The sequence below is a fragment of the Arthrobacter sp. NPDC055138 genome (assembly GCF_053607305.1).
In genome coordinates this window covers 437,201-452,389 of sequence record NZ_JBSGTH010000001.1, presented here as the reverse complement: position 1 = coordinate 452,389, position 15,189 = coordinate 437,201, and the positions used below count along the sequence as shown (strand labels likewise).

Below are 15,189 nucleotides of genomic sequence, written 5' to 3'. Positions count from 1 at the left end.
GTCGTTTGTCTCGTCCTAGCCTAACGGCAGCGGGTGCGGTGACCCGTGCTATTACCGTCAGGAAACGCCGGGACCGTTTGTATAGTTCTCACAGAGCGCCAGGAAACGGGTGTTGGCCTCGACCTCGCCGATAGTGACCCGGACACCGTCGCCGGCGAAGGCCCGGACGGACAGTGCTTGCTGCCCGGCCAGTTCGGCAAACTCCTGCGACCGGTCGCCCAGCGGCAGCCAAACAAAGTTGCCCTGGGTCTGCGGAATCTTCCAGCCCAGCATGCTGAGTCCGGCGACCACACGGTCGCGTTCGTCGACCAGGCTTTGTACCCTTTCTACAACTTCGTCGTAGTGCTGAAGCGACGTGATGGCCGCATGCTCGGCCAGACTGGAGACCGCAAACGGTGTTGCCGCGACGCGTAGGTGCTGGGTGATCTGTGGCTGCGAGATCGAATAGCCCACGCGCAGGCCGGCCAGGCCGTGCGCCTTGGAGAAGGTACGCAGCACCACCACATTCGGGTACTTGCGGTACATCGCCACGCCATCGACTACCTCCGCGTCGCGGACGAACTCGGTGTAGGCCTCGTCGATGACCACGATGATGTCGTCCCGGACCGCGCGGACAAAGTTCTCCACGTCGGCTGCCTTCAGCGCCGGTCCTGTCGGGTTGTTCGGTGTGCACAGCAGGATGACCTTGGTCCGCTCGGTCACGGCGTCCAGCATCGCTTCGAGGTCGTGCGTTCCGTCGGACCGGTTGGGGATCTGGACACTCCGGGCGCCGGAGAGTCCCACCATGATCGGGTAGGCCTCGAACGACCGCCAGGGGTAGACGACTTCATCTTCGCTGCCGTCCTCGTGCTGTCCGGCAAACGTCTGCAGGATCTGCACTAGGGCGCCCAGGCTTCCGGCGCCGGTGACAATATCGTCGGCCGGGACATCCAGGAAGCGGCCCAACTCGGTCCGCAGCGCGGTGCACAGCGGGTCGGGGTAGCGCATGATGTCCGTCTGCGCGTTTACGGCTTCCAGCACCGCAGGCAGCGGCGGCAAGGGGTTTTCGTTGGAGGACAATTTGTAGGACTGCAGTCCCTCGATCGCCGTCGGCGGTTTGCCGGCAGCGTACTTAGGCAGCCTGTCGAGGACCGGGCGGGGGAGTATCCGGGCCGACGTTCCTGCTGCCTGAACCGCAGCTTCCTTGATGGGGTTCTCAGGAGAAATCATGCCTTTAAGGATACGTGGGCCGCGGCACAGTTCATTCGCCCGTGGCGACGGCGGGGTGTGGCAGCATAAGCCCATGGGAAAGTTCATCGTGCGGGTCATCATCAACGCCCTGGCGCTCTGGGTGGCCAACTGGATTTTGCCCGGCATGGACATCCACGGATCCGCCGCGGCCGACGCGGTCGGCAATGAAACGCTCGGCACGGTCCTGGGTTATCTGTTCATCGGGCTGATCTTTGGCCTGGTCAACGCGATCGTCCGTCCGGTCGTTTCCTTCCTCTCGATTCCCGTGACGATCCTGACGTTGGGACTGTTCACCATTGTGATCAACGCGCTGATGCTGGTGCTGACCGCCTGGCTGTCCAGCTTCACCCCGGTGGAATTCGTGGTCGATTCGTTCTTCTGGACGGCGATCCTCGGCTCGCTGATCATCAGCGTGGTGTCGCTGGTGGCCGGCACGTTGACCCGGAGCCGCTGAGTCAAGGCTGCCTTTTCCGGAGCCCACCGGCAGCGGCCCGAGGCTGAGCCGTGCGGCCGGCCGGTGAACCCGTCCGGGGCGGCCGTCCGCCATCCTGCTGGGAGCGGCGCAGCGTAAACAGATGCTGCCGGGCCGTACCACCGGCGAGCGCGGCACCCAGGTACGCTGCCGCATCCTGCACCGAAGGATCCGGACTCGCCTCCATCTCTCGGGCACCCTGCACGTAGTTCTGCAGATCGTGGCCCGGACCCAGACCGACGCCTGCGCCCGCGGGAGTGGCCACGGGATCGGTCAGCGTCACGGTCACTTGTTCGCGCCGGTCCGGATTGGGACTGGCATCCGTCCCGGGAACCCAGTCCTGGACATGCTCCACGTGGACGCTGCGCACGCCGGGGCCGGCCGCAATACCGGCTACCGGCGACCCGGCCGTCAGCACGAATCCGACGTTGTGCTCGGCCAGGAAAGCCGGATCCGCGGCGAGGTTCATCGCGTGGATGCCGCCCTGGCTGTAGCCGGTCAGCACCACCAGATCGCCGGCGTCGGCGCCCGCCTCGCGCAGGGCGCGCGACACGGCGTCCGCAACATAAGGGCTGCCGCCGGCGACCGCTTCGGCAATACCGGACTCGTCGAAGGGATTGGCCGTCGGCTGGGCCGTTCCGGCGGCCTGCGTACCGGGAAGCGCGACCACCCAGCGCTTCTGCCCGCCGGACTGGATCTCAAGGATCTCCACGGTGCCGTCACCGGCTTCAGCGGCGACGACAGTCCGTTCCAGCAGTCCCGCCAGTGAGGCCGGTGCCGGTTCGCTTTCCTCGGTCGACGCGTCCACGCGCACGATTTCGATGCGGGAACCGTGGAGCAGGCCGGCGCTCCGGGCCGCTGCCCCTAGCAAAACAGCCAGGTGCCGGCTCACGGATTCTTCCCAAGGGCCCCCGTGCCGTGCGTCCCGCAGCAGCATGCCCGCCGCCGGTCCACCCAGCGCCCCGGCGAGCGCGGCCGGTCCCTGGTTCAGCAACCGCTCCCCTCCGGCCAGCGTGGGCCGGCCCTCGTTGGCGGCCATGCCGACGGGAACTGTGAACCACCAGGTCGCCGCATCGACGGCCTGCGTTCCGCTGGAGGCAGCCTGCTCCGCGGCCCGGTAGGTGCCGTGAGCCAGCCGCACCTTTGCCGCCAATGAACCGCAGCCGTCGGCGATCCCGGCCAGCGATCCGACAGCGGCCTGCACGGCTGCTTCGGCCGCCATTCGCTCCGGCAGCAGGGCCCAGCGCGGATCGGCCAACAGCAGTTGCACTCCCAGCACCTGCTGCCACAGGTGAGCAATGGTTGCAGCAGCAGCTTCGAGTCCGGTCGCCGCCGACGCCAGCTCCTGCCATTCAAACGCAGTGCCGCCAATGCCGCCGGCCACCCGGTAGCCGTCATAGCTGCGGTACCCGGCCCCGCCTTCCCGCCACCGGGCTCCCCCGGGCAGCCAGCCGGCCGCGGCCACCGTGGGCACCCCGATGAGCCATTCCGCCTCAGCCACCGTCGGGCGTCCGGTGGGTGAAGAGTGTTCCGATCATTGCGGGAGACGGCCGTAGAGGCCAGCGGTCTGCGCAGCCACGTCCGCTGCATCGACGGCACGCGCGGCGTCGCGCAACAGTTCCGCTGCCTCGGCCAGCCGATAGCGGTGCTCGTACAGCCGCTCCCTGAAGGCCTTGCCGGCCGGCGAGACCCACGCCTGAGCGGCGGCCGCCAGATCCGCGCGCACGCCTAACAGTTCCTGCTCGCAGGAAAGGAGCCGCCCGGGAGCCGACCCCCATTCCGGGCCCGGCGGCCCGCCCCACCCGACCTCCGCCGTCGTTGTTCGCCAAAACATCACCCAGACCTCCTTTGCGCCTCCACCATCGACGCTAGGCCCGGCGCCATCCCCTGCCGCCGAGGCAATCCGGCGTTGTGCACGGCGTCGGCCGGAGCACCGCTGTGGAGGCGAAGTCACGCAGGAATCGGCGGCATTGAACATGGGAGAATAGGGGCCATGGCTGAAACTCACCGCGTCCCCTTGGCAGAAGTCACCCCCGCTATCGCGCTCGGTCCACTGGACGGGCGGTACCACCACGCGGTCGCACCGCTGGTGGACTACCTCTCCGAAGCGGCACTGAACCGCGACCGCGTCCACGTTGAGGTGGAATGGCTGATCCACCTGACCAGTCAGTCCGTCCTGCCCGGCGCGGGCCCGCTGAGCGAGGACCAGCAGGCTGCACTGCGCAAGATCGTCACCGACTTCGACGGCAACGCCGTCCGTGAACTGGCCGAGATCGAAGCCGTCACAGTCCACGACGTGAAGGCCGTGGAGTACTTCATCGGCCGCCGGCTCGGCGGGATCGGCATCGAGAACCTCACCGCCATGGTGCACTTCGGCTGCACTTCCGAGGACATCAACAACCTCTCCTACGCGGTGGGCGTCAAGGGAGCCGTGGAGCAGGTCTGGCTGCCCGCTGCCCGCGCCCTGGTGGAGCAGTTCACGGCGATGGCCCGCGAGCACCGCGATGTGCCGATGCTCTCCCGTACCCACGGGCAACCCGCCACCCCGACCACCCTGGGCAAGGAAATGGCGGTCATTGCGCACCGCCTGAACCGCCAGCTGGACCGGGTCGCCAAGACCGAGTACCTGGGCAAGATCAACGGCGCCACCGGCACCTACGCGGCACACTACGCGTCGGTTCCGTCGGCCGACTGGCAGGCCGTGTCCCGGTCCTTCATCGAGGGCCTCGGGCTGACCTGGAACCCGCTCACCACGCAAATCGAATCGCACGACTGGCAGGCCGAGCTGTACGCGGACATGGCCCGCTTCAACCGGATCCTGCACAACGCCTGCACCGACATCTGGAGCTACATCTCCATCGGCTACTTCGCGCAGATCCCCGTGGAGGGCGCCACCGGCTCGTCCACCATGCCTCACAAGGTGAACCCGATCCGCTTCGAAAACGCCGAAGCCAACTTGGAGATCTCCAACGGGCTGCTGGACACGCTGGCCGCCACCCTGGTCACCTCCCGCTGGCAGCGCGACCTGACGGACTCGTCGTCGCAGCGCAACATCGGCGTGGCCTTCGGGCACTCGCTGCTGGCCATCTCCAACGTGGCCAAGGGCCTGGACCGGCTCAGCGTGCCGGCCGACGTGCTGGCCGCCGACCTGGACCAGAACTGGGAGGTGCTCGGCGAGGCCATCCAGATGGTCATGCGCGCCGAGGCCATCGCGGGCGTAGAAGGCATGGAGAACCCGTACGAGCGGCTCAAGGAGCTCACCCGCGGCCACCGGGTGGACGCCGAGCGCATGAAGGAGTTCGTCTCCGGTCTGGGACTCTCCCCCGACGCCGAAGCCCGCCTGCTGGCGCTGACTCCGGGCAACTACAACGGCATTGCCGGCAAGCTGGTGGACCACCTCAGCTAGTCCTCGACAGGTTCTGCCGACGACGGCGGTCGCGCACCTTCCGCGGGAAGGCGCCCGGCCGCCGTCGTGCTTTGGGACAGAGGTTTTGGACGCTCCCGGTGACGCACCTCACCAAATTCGTCGTTTGGCCACTTGGGGGTCTACAGTCATTAATACGCCGCGGGGTGGAGCAGTTCGGTAGCTCGCCGGGCTCATAACCCGGAGGTCGTAGGTTCAAATCCTACCCCCGCAACGAATAAAGGCCCTCTGACTAGGGATTATCCCGGTCAGAGGGCCTTTCTTTTTGGGCTGAATACTCTCCGGCTCCGTTCTAGACTCCGGTCTAGGTTTGAGTGACTCAGCAAGCTCTATTGTCCGTGCAGCAGGCCGTAGGTCTCCCCTGAGCTGGCGCACCGGAACGTGGACTTCCGGCTGAACGAGTTCCTCATGGGCAGTGCCGGTTACGGACCCCGACGGAACTCCCACGTTAAATGTCGCTGCCGATCGGGCTTGTCATCACCGGAAGAACGATAAGCCGTCCCCCTCGATGAGCCGACATCTCAGTTTTCGCGCGCTGGCGCTTCGGCCAGCACGGGCCCGCCGTGTTACGCGGACTCAGGCATCGCTGCGGTGATTTCAATTTCGACCAGCAGGTTGTCACCCATGTCGCCGACCGTAATGGTGGCACGGGCGGGCTTCTGATCTTGCTCAAGCCACTCGTTCCAGGCGCGGTTCATTTCGCCCTTCAATGAGTAGTCAGAGATGTAAATGGTGGCGCGAAGCAGGTGGTTCTTGTCGGTACCGGCTTCAGCCAAAAAGTCGTCGATGCGCTTGAATATCTGCTTCGATTGGTCGTACATGTCGTTGTCGTCGCCGCGCTCGGGCGCTCCGAGGCCGCCCAGGCAGAGCACTCCGTTGTGAATGACGACGCGGTTTGACGTGGGGGTGGGGACGCTTCTGCTGATCATGAATGTTCCTTTTCTGTTGGGAGCTAGTGTGTTATGTGCTGTGGTGTTGAGTGTCCGCGCTCTGCGGGCAGGGTGACGGTTCGCAATACCAGGTCACCGACGTCGACGCGGCCACGACGTTGCACCGCGAACACGGTGCCAGCAGCCGACAAGAACTCTTCGACCTGGTCGGGCTCGAACGCCCAGGTGGCCGCGATCGCGGTGCCCGCTTCGACTTCATCGCCGAGCTTCGCACGCATGTGCAGAAAGCCGGCCTCGTTCACACGAATGTCGTGCACCTGCGCTCGCTCGCTCGCCACATCCGAAGAGGCGGCGCCCGAATCGGCGGCACCGTTCGCGTCGCCCGCGGACGCCTGCGCAGCAGCGAGCACGCTGCGCAGGCGTTCCATGAGGTCGTCGCGATGGGCGCGGCTCGCGTGGCCCTGCGCTCCCCCAACGATGCGCACATACGCGGCACCGTCGGGAACGGGTTCTGCGGGCGCTGATCCTTCGATCACGAAGGACTCCACGGCCCGCGCCAGGCGTTCGCTGCGCGCCCGTTGGCTTGCGTCAGCGAACCATGCGTCGGGCGGGAGCTCGGCATAGGGGGAGACCTCAGAGCCGTCAGAGGGTGAGTCGAGGCGGATGACAACATCAGCCTCGACGACATCTCGATCCGCCGCGACGTGCGCTGGCGACGCCGCCCGATCCGTGACGTCGGGCAGCAGCGGCCAGCTCGTCACATTCACCGAGGGCACATCGGTCTCGCCCGCCTTGTACAGCGCGCGCAGCACCTCCGGGCCCAACACGTCGCTGTCCTGGGTGCCACTGATCACGACCGCTCGCAGCACCGAGGCCGCGCCGTCAATGGTGAAGCGCAGCACCCGGCGCTGGTCGCCGAGCACCCCCGATCCGAAGGTCACCCATTCGAGGGCTCGCGTGCTCATAAGCCCTTCCTTTGAAAGAACTGTTTCACGCGCGGGTTCTCAGAGAGGTCAATAACCTCTTCGGGGGTGCCCGATTCGATGACCACGCCGCCGTCCATGAGGTACATGCGGTCTGACACCTCGCGGGCGAACTCGATCTCGTGCGTGACGATGATCAAGGTCATCCCGGTGGCAGCAAGGTCACGAATCACCTTGAGCACCTCACCGACGAGTTCGGGGTCGAGCGCTGACGTCGGCTCGTCAAACAGCATGGCCTTGGGAAAATTGGTGAGAGCCCGAGCAATCGCCACTCGCTGCTGCTGACCGCCCGAGAGCTGCCGCGGGTACGCCTGCGTCTTCTCGGCAAGCCCGACCTTGCGCAGGTAGTCGAGGGCGATCGGTTCGACCTCGCGCCGTTTCTTGCCCTGCGTTTCGATCGGGCCGATCATGACATTCTCGAGTACGGTCATGTGCGGAAAGAGGTTGAACGACTGAAACACCATGCCGACGTTCGAGCGCTGGCGGGCGAGCGTGCTCGCCGACACGTGCTGCAGGTGGTGCTCCTTCTTCACAAACCCCACGAGTTCGCCATCAATATAGATGTCGCCGTCGTCGGGCTCTTCGAGAAAGTTGATGCAGCGCAGCAGGGTGCTCTTGCCCGAGCCCGAGGGCCCGAGAACGCTCACGACCTCGCCCGGTTCGACGTGGATCGATACGCCTCGGAGCACCTCAAGGTCGCCATATGACTTTCGCAGACCATCGATGTAGATCATCGGCGTGGTCTCTTGAGTGTCGCCAGTCATCACTGGCCTCCTTCCGTTGCCTGCCCGCGAGCAGCCTTTGGTACGCGCATGCGAGAGGTCACCGCTTTCACGCTCTGCGTGATGGCCGACACCTGCGGCATGCGATCACCGCGGGCGTAGCGCCGCTCGATACGCGACTGGATCATCGACAGCACCGTCGTCATCACGAGGTACCAGATCGACGCCACAATGAGCAGCGGAATGATCTGGAATGTGCGGTTGTAGATGTCTTGCGCGGCGCTCAAGAGCTCCCCGAGCGCCACCACACTCGCGAGTGATGTGTATTTCAGCATGCCGATCACCTGGTTGCCCGTGGGCGGAATGATGGCGCGCATCGCCTGCGGCAGCACCACACGCATGAACGTGCGACGTGGTTTCATACCGAGGGCGAGGGCCGCTTCACGCTGACCGGGGTCAACGCTCAAGATGCCGCCGCGCACGATCTCGGCCATGTAGGCCGCCTCATTCAGGCCGAGGCCGAGCAGGGCCGCGGTGAACGAGGTGATGACCACGTTCGTGTCGAACTCCACGAACTTCGGGCCGCCGAACGGGATCCCGAGTGCGAACTCAGGAAACAGGCTGGCGAGGTTGAACCAGAAAATCAGCTGCACCAGCGCAGGCGTGCTTCGAAAGAACCACACAAAGCCGGTCGACGTGATCTCGAGCACCGGGTTTCGTGACAGTCGCATGATCGCCAAGATGATGCCGAGCACCGTGCCGAAGACCATCGTCAAGACGGTCAAGAGGATCGTGATCCAGGCGCCATGCAAGATGGTCGGGCTGAAGATGTACTGCGCAACGACGTCCCACTCGAACCCCTGGTTCGTGCCGAGTTGAAACACCAGCCATGCACCGAAGAGTGCGATGACGACTGCTCCGATCGTCGTGAACAGGTTCAACCGTGGCACACGCCGCAAACCGACGAAGCTTTCACCGCGTGTAAACCGCAGTGTTTGGTTTCCTGAATTCATAGAACTTCCTTGTTCGCTGTGTCCCGTTCGGGGCGGAATCCGCTAGTCCTTGCCGATGGTGATTTTTTCGAGTGCGCCCTGTCCGACGCCGAACTCGGCGAGGTAGTCGCCGTACCAGCCGTCGTCAACGAGCACCTGCAGCGCCGCCTGCAGCGCTGACGCCAGCTCATCGTTGTCGAGCGACACGACAAGACCGGTGAGTGCTGAGGTGTCGGGCACTTCAGCCTCTGATACCTGCAGGTCAGACGCCTCGGTCTGCTGCAGGTAGACGCCACTGGCGCGGCCCATCAGCATCGCCTCGGTGCGCTTGTTCTGCACGGCGAGAATGGTTGCAGCGCTCTCGGCAAACACCTGAATATCGATCGCGGGTTCACCGCTGTCAACGCACTCCTTGCTGATGCGGTCAAGCGTGCCCTGCTGGCTACTGCCCTGCGTGACCGCGATGACATGGCCGCACAGGCCCATCGGGTCGATCTCGACGCCGTCACGGGTGAGCACCGCGAGGGAGTCTTCGTAGTAGTGCACAAACTGCGCCTGCTTGCGGCGTTCAGCGGTGTCTTCGAGCTGATTCATGACGACGTCGAACCGGCCGTTTGAGACGCTCGGCACGAGTGACTGCCAGTCGATGTCGGTGACCTCGGCCTCGAGGCCGAGCACGTCGCCGACCGCGTCAATGAGGCCAATCTCAATACCGGCGGGCTCGCCGTTCTCGTCCTTGTAGTCGAACGGCGCCCACGTGAGCGAGGTCGCCACCTTCAGCGTGCCCCTGTCGCGAATCGACTCGGGCAGCAGGTCACGTGCCTCTTCGTTAACTGAGAGCGCACCCGCCGCGGGCTCGTCGGTTTTGTTCGCTGCGGCGTCGCCCGAGCTCGAGCAACCGGCGAGCAACGCGACGGCAGCACCTGCTGTTGCCACGCGCAGCATCCAGGGCATCTTCTTGTGTGAACTGATCATGATGCTTCCTTTGCACTTCGTTGTGATGGATGGGTGATGGTCGATGTGGACCCCGCCATGAGCGTGGCGAGGCTTCGAACATCGGTGAGCCGCAGCTGCGGCGACCGAGTGTCGAGAATGGTGGTGGTGGCACGGCCGAGCGGTTCGCTGCCCGCACCCACAGCGTCGGTGACGACGTGCACGCGGCACCCGTCATCGATCGCCGCGAGCGCGGTCGCGAGCACGCAACACTCGTACGCGACACCGGTTAACACGATGTGACGGGCACTGAGCAGCGCTTCGGGCAGCTGCTCAGGCACCCACTTTGAGAACGTCGTCGCTGACACCACGTGCTTTGGCGCCTCACCGAGGGCCCCCATGTCGAGAGCCCACGGTGACGGATCGGCCGAGGCCGTTGCCTGCTCGGTGAACTCAGGCCAACGCTTGTAGTAGTCGATCCAGCGGCCCGAGGGCTGTGCTGGCGGCACGAACCGGGTCCAGACGATCCGCTCCCCAAAGAGGGACGCGAGTGCCTCAATACCCAATCGAGCCGCGCCATACGTGCTCATGCCCCACCGGCTGTCGGGCAGGCTGAAGGCGTGCTGCATGTCGACGACCATGAGCCAGGCATTACTGAAATCTGTGGCGCCGAGCGCAGTGACGTCGGGATCCTCGGCGCTCGGCGCCAACGCGTTGGTGGGTTCGGCGTGGTGTCGCATGGTCGTCTCAGCTAGGCGATCTTCGTGAACACTGAGCTGGTCTCCAGGTATTCCTGAATCCCGTCGGGCCCGAGCTCTTTACCCCAGCCAGACTCCTTAAACCCGCCTGTGGGCATCGTGGTGTCTGGTGAAGCGTGCACGTTGAGGCCGATCCGGCCGACCCGAAGCGCGCCAGCAACCCGGTGTGCTCGACGAATGTCGTTCGTCCACACCGACGCGGCGAGCCCGTACCGGCTGTCGTTTGCGAGGGCCACGGCCTCGGCTTCGTCGCGAAAACGCATCGCGACGACGACCGGCCCAAAAATCTCTTCGCGCACGACCTCCATGTCGGGTTTAACCTCGGTGATAACGGTGGGCGAAATGAAGAATCCGCGATCCGACTGCTCGAGCTGGGTGTTGAGCGATGCGCCCGCGTCGAGCGCCGAACCGATGAACCCTGTGACCGTCTGATACTGGCGGTCAGAAACAACCGGCCCCATCTCAGAGCGCCCGTCGAAGGCGTAGCCGACCTTAAGGTTCTGCGCCCGCTCCGTGAGCCCGGCAACGACCTCGTCGTACACTTCATCAGCGATGAGCAGCCGCGAACCCGCCGTGCAGACCTGCCCGGCATTCGAGAAAATCGCGCCCGCGGCGCCGGCAATCGCCTCGTCGAGGTTGGCGTCGGCGAAGACGAGCACGGGTGACTTTCCGCCGAGCTCGAGGGTGACCTTCTTCATGTTCGTGAGGGCCCCCATCGCGATCTCACGGCCCGTTGCCGTTGACCCCGTGAACGAGATCTTGTCGAGGCCCGGGTGCTCGACCATGGCTCGGCCAACTCTCGCACCCTCGCCGACGACGACGTTGAGCACGCCCCCGGGGAGTCCCGCCTCGAGCGCGATTTCACCCATGAGAATCGATGTGAGCGGCGTCACTTCAGAAGGCTTCAGCACCGCGCTGCACCCTGCGGCGAGCGCTGGCGCCACCTTCCATGACCCCATACCGAACGGCGAGTTCCACGAGGTGATGAGCCCCACCGCACCCGCGGGCTTGCGCTGCGTGTATGCGTGATATTCGGCGCCGGGTCGGCGCAGATCCATCGCTACACCGGTGATCTTGTCGATCCACCCCGCGTAGTACCGAAATACTCGCGCCGCCTCGGGAATGCGACGCTGCCGCAGCTCGTGGTAGGGGGCGCCGAGGTTGTAGGCCTCGACGAGGGCGATCTCGTCGGCGCGCTGATCGATAATGTCGGCGATGCGCCACAGCACCTGTGCACGCTCGTCGCCCGGCATGCTCGCCCACACCCCACTGTCGAAGGTCCGACGTGCCGCCTGGACCGCCTGATCGATGTGCGACTCGTCGGCGACCGCGACCTCGGCGATCGTCTCGCCGGTGCCCGGGTCGACGATGCGGCGGGTGTGCGTGCCAGCGACGGGTGTGCCGTCGATGAACATTTGCCAGTCGCGCCGCGGCATCTGCGGGGCGTCAGCGGGATAGTGCGAGAGCAGTGGCATTGCTTGTCTCCAGTCTGTGTTAGCTCACGTGTTCTGATGGGGCTGCTGCCGCATCGTCAAGCTCTTGGGCGCTGCGCTCGCGGTGCTCTGCGACCACCTCGCGCATGACCTTTGATCCTGTGACCCCGGCGGGCACGCCCGCGTACACCGCGATCTGTTTGATGATCGCGAGCAGTTCGGCCTCGGTCACCCCGTTGTTGATGGCTCCCTGGGTGTGAATGCGAAATTCGCTCATGCGACCGAGCGCGCCGGTCACGGCGAGCACGATGATGCTGCGTTCACGAAGCGAGAGGGTGTCGTCGTTCCAGATCTCGTCCCAGCAGAAGTTCGTGACGAGCGGCTGAAAGCCCTTCGTGATGAGGTCGTCGTGCTGTGTCGCGCCGTTCACGTACGCATCGCCGAGCACCTGTCGTCGCGTCGCAAGGCCCGCCTCGCTCAGCTGCGCCGGCTCTTTCATTCGGCAGGCTCCTCGTCAAAGTGCTCGGTGATGGTGCGAGCCACGAGGTCGGGTTCTTCGTTCAGCAGGCTGTGCTTCGCGCCCTTCACGATGATGGAGCGGCCGTTCTGCACCGTGTTGCCGATGAGTTCGCTCATGCGGGCGGTTGATCCGACATCACCCTCGCCGGTCATCGCCACGGTCGGAACCTTGATCTCAGAGAGGCGGTCGATGTGGTCGGTGGTGGCGAGCACCCGGTATGCGGCGGCGTAGTGGTCGCGGTTCAGCTTCCCCAGCTGGTTCAGCACCTTGTCGCGAACCCAGGGGTTTTCCTCAATGTACTCGGGGGTGTACCAGCGTTCGACGCTCTCTTGCGCGATCTCGTCGATGGTGTTGTTCTCAATACGGCTCAGGCGGCCGAGTGAGCGTTCCTTTTCGGCGTCTGTGCGGCCGGCGACCGAGCTGACCAGCACGAGGCGACGCACACGCTCGGGGTAGTCGAGGGCGACCGCCTGCGCGATGATGCCGCCCAGCGAGCAGCCGACGAGGTCGTGCTCTTCGATAGCAAGCGCGTCGAGCAGCGCGATGTGGTCGGCGGCGAAGTCTTCAACGGTCCACGGGGTCGCGGGACCCTCTGAGGTGCCGTGACCGCGCAGGTCGTAGCTGATGATGGGGCGGTCGCGCGGCAGCAGGGGAATCACTTGGTTCCAGTTGTCGGCGGTCGTGCTGACGCCGTGGATCAGGACGATCGGGCGGCCGGGCGCGAAAATGTTGCGGACGTGGGTGTTCAGGGTGCTGGTACTGCGGGGGGTGATCATTACTTCTCCTAGTTGGCAAATGCGGGCATCACGTCGCGGGCGAATCGGCGCAGCGATTCGAGCTGCTCCTCGCGCGAAATACGCGGTGGTACCAGGTAGAGGTACACGTCGGTGCCGATCTGTTCGAATTCCTTCAGACGGCCGATCATGTTCTCTGCCGAGTCGTACATCTGGTTCTTGCGGATCAGGTTGGTGTCAGACCAGGCGGCTTCGCCGTACTGGCGGGGGTCCCGGAACTGCACCCAACCGTCGTTCACGTCACCATCAGTGTCGAATAGGTTGTCGAAGTGACCGCGGTGCTCGATGTAAGTCTCGGCCGCCATCAAGATTTCTTCTTCGGTCTCACCCACGTGAGTGCTGCGCAGCGTCATCATGCGCGGCACGAACCCGTCGCCAAACTCTTCTGCCGCCGCCATGCGGCGCTCATTCAATGAGTACAGCTCTTCGATGCCGAGGCCCAGCTGATTTACCATGACGTCGACCTTGTTTTCGACGGCGATGCGGAACGAGTCGGGGTTACGCGCGGCGATCCAGATTGGCAGGTGCCCACCGTTCAGCGGGCGCGGGCACGACGTCGAGTTGCCGAAGCGCCAGTTCTTGCCCTGGTGCTCGTAGTTGCCATCCCACAGTCCGTGCAGTGCGGGCACCATTTCTGCGAGTGCCTCGCGCGCAGCGTCGGGCTCGATGCCGTCGGCCATGCGGCTGAACTCGTAGGGGAAGGCGCCGCGGCCGATGCCGAGTTCGAGGCGGCCGTTCGACATGTGATCAAACAGAGCTGCTTCGCCGGCGAGCTTGATGGGGTGCCAGTAGGGCGCGCACACGACTGCGGGACCGAGGCGAATGGTGCTGGTGCGGTCTGCCAGGTAGGTGAGCAGCGAGAACGGGTTCGGGCCGATCGTGTACTCGTGGCCGTGGTGCTCGCCGACGAACGCCATTTCGAATCCGAGCTCTTCACTGAGCTTGACGATCTCGACGACGTGCGCCAGATTGTCTTCGATCGTCTCGTCTGATGTGAGTCTCGCGAGGTCGGTTGCGATCGCAAATTTCATGGGTGTTCCACCTTCAATTCGATGTGTGCGGGGTCAGAAAGGTTTGGGTTAGAGGCTCTCGACCGACATCAGTCGACCTTCGTCGTGTGAGCCTGAGTAAATGCCGAAGCGCGCTTCGACGCGTTCGCGGCGGTACCGGTTCAGCATTGAGCGCTCGACTTTTTCAGCCATGGGCAGATTCTGCAGGACGTCGAGATCGGCAAGAATGATCGCGTCGGCGAGGCCATCAACCGAGCCCTTGAGCACGCCGCGGTAGACGAGCACGACGTCGCCGTCGAGATCTTCGTAGAGCGAGAACAAGAAGTCGATGGAAGCGCTCGCTCCGATGATGCCGCCAGCCATGCCCGATAGATACTCGTCGCTGAGGCGTGCCGCGCCAGCGCTCGACTTAGGCAGCTCGAGTTCGCCAGTCTGGTTCTTGACGAGGGCGACACGGCCGTCGTCGCCAGAGAGGATCCATGCGACGGTAACGGGGCTGCCTGGGCGCTTGTTGTACTGTGCGAAGTCGCTGTCGAGGTCGAACGACTGAAATTGGCTCTGAAAGAAGCCGAGCGGGCGCGCGTCTTGCGCATCGCACTCGTACACTTCGCCGATGATGATGTAGTGGTCGCCCGCGTCGACGACCTGATGCTTGCGGCAGGCAAGCCACGAGTTCGCGTCGGTGAGCAGGGGAGACCCGGTCTCTGTCTCTTGCACCGACACGTTCGCAAACTTCTCTTCGGGGGTGCCTCGAACAAACTGACGGGCGAGGGACTGCTGGTCAGAGCTCAAAATGTGAACGTTAAAGCCCTCCGACTGCTCGAATGCGTCGCAGTTCGACGACTGCTTGCCGATGCAGAAGAGCACGAGTGGCGGGTCGAGCGAGACCGATGCGAACGAGTTCGCAGTGATGCCGCGGTACTCGCCGTCAGGCCCGACCGTCGTGATCACGGTCACGCCGGTGAGAAACGAGCCGAGCACCTGCCGAAAGGTTTGGGCGTCGATTGTGCTAGTCACCTAAAAGATCT

Annotated in this window: 16 protein-coding genes and 1 tRNA gene; 3 read left to right on the top strand and 14 right to left on the bottom strand. The window is 64.6% G+C overall.

What is annotated here, in order from left to right:
• Window positions 1-57: 57 nt before the first annotated feature.
• Window positions 58-1,209, bottom strand: a complete 1,152-nt coding sequence (locus ACWF5H_RS02150; RefSeq protein ID WP_452034534.1) for a histidinol-phosphate transaminase — start codon at window positions 1,207-1,209, stop codon at window positions 58-60.
• Between the two features lie 73 nt (window positions 1,210-1,282).
• On the opposite strand from ACWF5H_RS02150, the gene ACWF5H_RS02145 reads away from it, so the two are divergent.
• Complete coding sequence (locus ACWF5H_RS02145; RefSeq protein WP_364649242.1) at window positions 1,283-1,684, top strand: phage holin family protein; 402 nt, start codon at window positions 1,283-1,285, stop codon at window positions 1,682-1,684.
• Between the two features lies 1 nt (window position 1,685).
• On the opposite strand, the gene ACWF5H_RS02140 is transcribed toward ACWF5H_RS02145, so the two are convergent.
• Both ACWF5H_RS02140 and ACWF5H_RS02135 read right to left on the bottom strand, forming a co-directional pair.
• A complete protein-coding gene (locus tag ACWF5H_RS02140) occupies window positions 1,686-3,203 on the bottom strand; it encodes a hypothetical protein (protein WP_452034533.1) in 1,518 nt (505 codons plus the stop codon).
• A gap of 33 nt (window positions 3,204-3,236) precedes the next feature.
• Window positions 3,237-3,539: a hypothetical protein gene (locus ACWF5H_RS02135; RefSeq protein ID WP_452034532.1), complete on the bottom strand. Its 303-nt coding sequence runs from the start codon at window positions 3,537-3,539 to the stop codon at window positions 3,237-3,239.
• Window positions 3,540-3,695: 156 nt separating this feature from the next.
• Between ACWF5H_RS02135 and purB the strand changes: the two genes are divergently transcribed.
• Window positions 3,696-5,108: an adenylosuccinate lyase gene (gene purB, locus ACWF5H_RS02130; protein WP_452034531.1), complete on the top strand. Its 1,413-nt coding sequence runs from the start codon at window positions 3,696-3,698 to the stop codon at window positions 5,106-5,108.
• Window positions 5,109-5,266: 158 nt separating this feature from the next.
• Window positions 5,267-5,340: transfer RNA gene (locus tag ACWF5H_RS02125), tRNA-Met, on the top strand.
• Window positions 5,341-5,692: 352 nt separating this feature from the next.
• Here ACWF5H_RS02125 and ACWF5H_RS02120 read toward each other — a convergent pair.
• Genes ACWF5H_RS02120 through ACWF5H_RS02070 form a run of 11 tightly spaced genes read right to left on the bottom strand, consistent with a single transcriptional unit; the run spans window position 5,693 to window position 15,178 of the window.
• On the bottom strand, window positions 5,693-6,055 hold the full coding sequence (locus tag ACWF5H_RS02120; RefSeq protein WP_452034529.1) for a RidA family protein: 363 nt from the start codon (window positions 6,053-6,055) through the stop codon (window positions 5,693-5,695).
• A gap of 23 nt (window positions 6,056-6,078) precedes the next feature.
• On the bottom strand, window positions 6,079-6,981 hold the full coding sequence (locus tag ACWF5H_RS02115) for a hypothetical protein (RefSeq protein ID WP_452034528.1): 903 nt from the start codon (window positions 6,979-6,981) through the stop codon (window positions 6,079-6,081).
• On the bottom strand, window positions 6,978-7,763 hold the full coding sequence (locus tag ACWF5H_RS02110; RefSeq protein WP_452034526.1) for an amino acid ABC transporter ATP-binding protein: 786 nt from the start codon (window positions 7,761-7,763) through the stop codon (window positions 6,978-6,980). Before ACWF5H_RS02110 ends, ACWF5H_RS02115 begins: the two co-directional genes overlap by 4 nt.
• Window positions 7,763-8,734 carry an amino acid ABC transporter permease gene (locus ACWF5H_RS02105; protein WP_452034525.1) on the bottom strand — a complete coding sequence of 324 codons (972 nt, stop codon included), beginning with the start codon at window positions 8,732-8,734 and terminating at the stop codon, window positions 7,763-7,765. Before ACWF5H_RS02105 ends, ACWF5H_RS02110 begins: the two co-directional genes overlap by 1 nt.
• A 42-nt stretch (window positions 8,735-8,776) precedes the next feature.
• Window positions 8,777-9,688, bottom strand: a complete 912-nt coding sequence (locus ACWF5H_RS02100; RefSeq protein ID WP_452034523.1) for an ABC transporter substrate-binding protein — start codon at window positions 9,686-9,688, stop codon at window positions 8,777-8,779.
• The gene (locus ACWF5H_RS02095; RefSeq protein ID WP_452034521.1) at window positions 9,685-10,386 is read right to left on the bottom strand and encodes a cysteine hydrolase family protein; all 702 of its coding nucleotides are present in this window, start codon (window positions 10,384-10,386) and stop codon (window positions 9,685-9,687) included. Before ACWF5H_RS02095 ends, ACWF5H_RS02100 begins: the two co-directional genes overlap by 4 nt.
• Before the next feature lie 11 nt (window positions 10,387-10,397).
• The gene (locus ACWF5H_RS02090) at window positions 10,398-11,879 is read right to left on the bottom strand and encodes an aldehyde dehydrogenase family protein (RefSeq protein WP_452034519.1); all 1,482 of its coding nucleotides are present in this window, start codon (window positions 11,877-11,879) and stop codon (window positions 10,398-10,400) included.
• 19 nt (window positions 11,880-11,898) lie between these two features.
• Window positions 11,899-12,336, bottom strand: a complete 438-nt coding sequence (locus ACWF5H_RS02085; protein ID WP_452034517.1) for a carboxymuconolactone decarboxylase family protein — start codon at window positions 12,334-12,336, stop codon at window positions 11,899-11,901.
• Window positions 12,333-13,133, bottom strand: coding sequence for an alpha/beta fold hydrolase (locus ACWF5H_RS02080; RefSeq protein ID WP_452034515.1), 801 nt, complete (start codon window positions 13,131-13,133; stop codon window positions 12,333-12,335). The genes ACWF5H_RS02085 and ACWF5H_RS02080 overlap by 4 nt, the downstream gene beginning before the upstream one ends.
• 8 nt (window positions 13,134-13,141) lie before the next feature.
• On the bottom strand, window positions 13,142-14,182 hold the full coding sequence (locus ACWF5H_RS02075; protein ID WP_452034513.1) for an LLM class flavin-dependent oxidoreductase: 1,041 nt from the start codon (window positions 14,180-14,182) through the stop codon (window positions 13,142-13,144).
• Between the two features lie 48 nt (window positions 14,183-14,230).
• Window positions 14,231-15,178: a flavin reductase family protein gene (locus ACWF5H_RS02070; protein ID WP_452034512.1), complete on the bottom strand. Its 948-nt coding sequence runs from the start codon at window positions 15,176-15,178 to the stop codon at window positions 14,231-14,233.
• Between the last annotated feature and the right edge of the window lie 11 nt (window positions 15,179-15,189).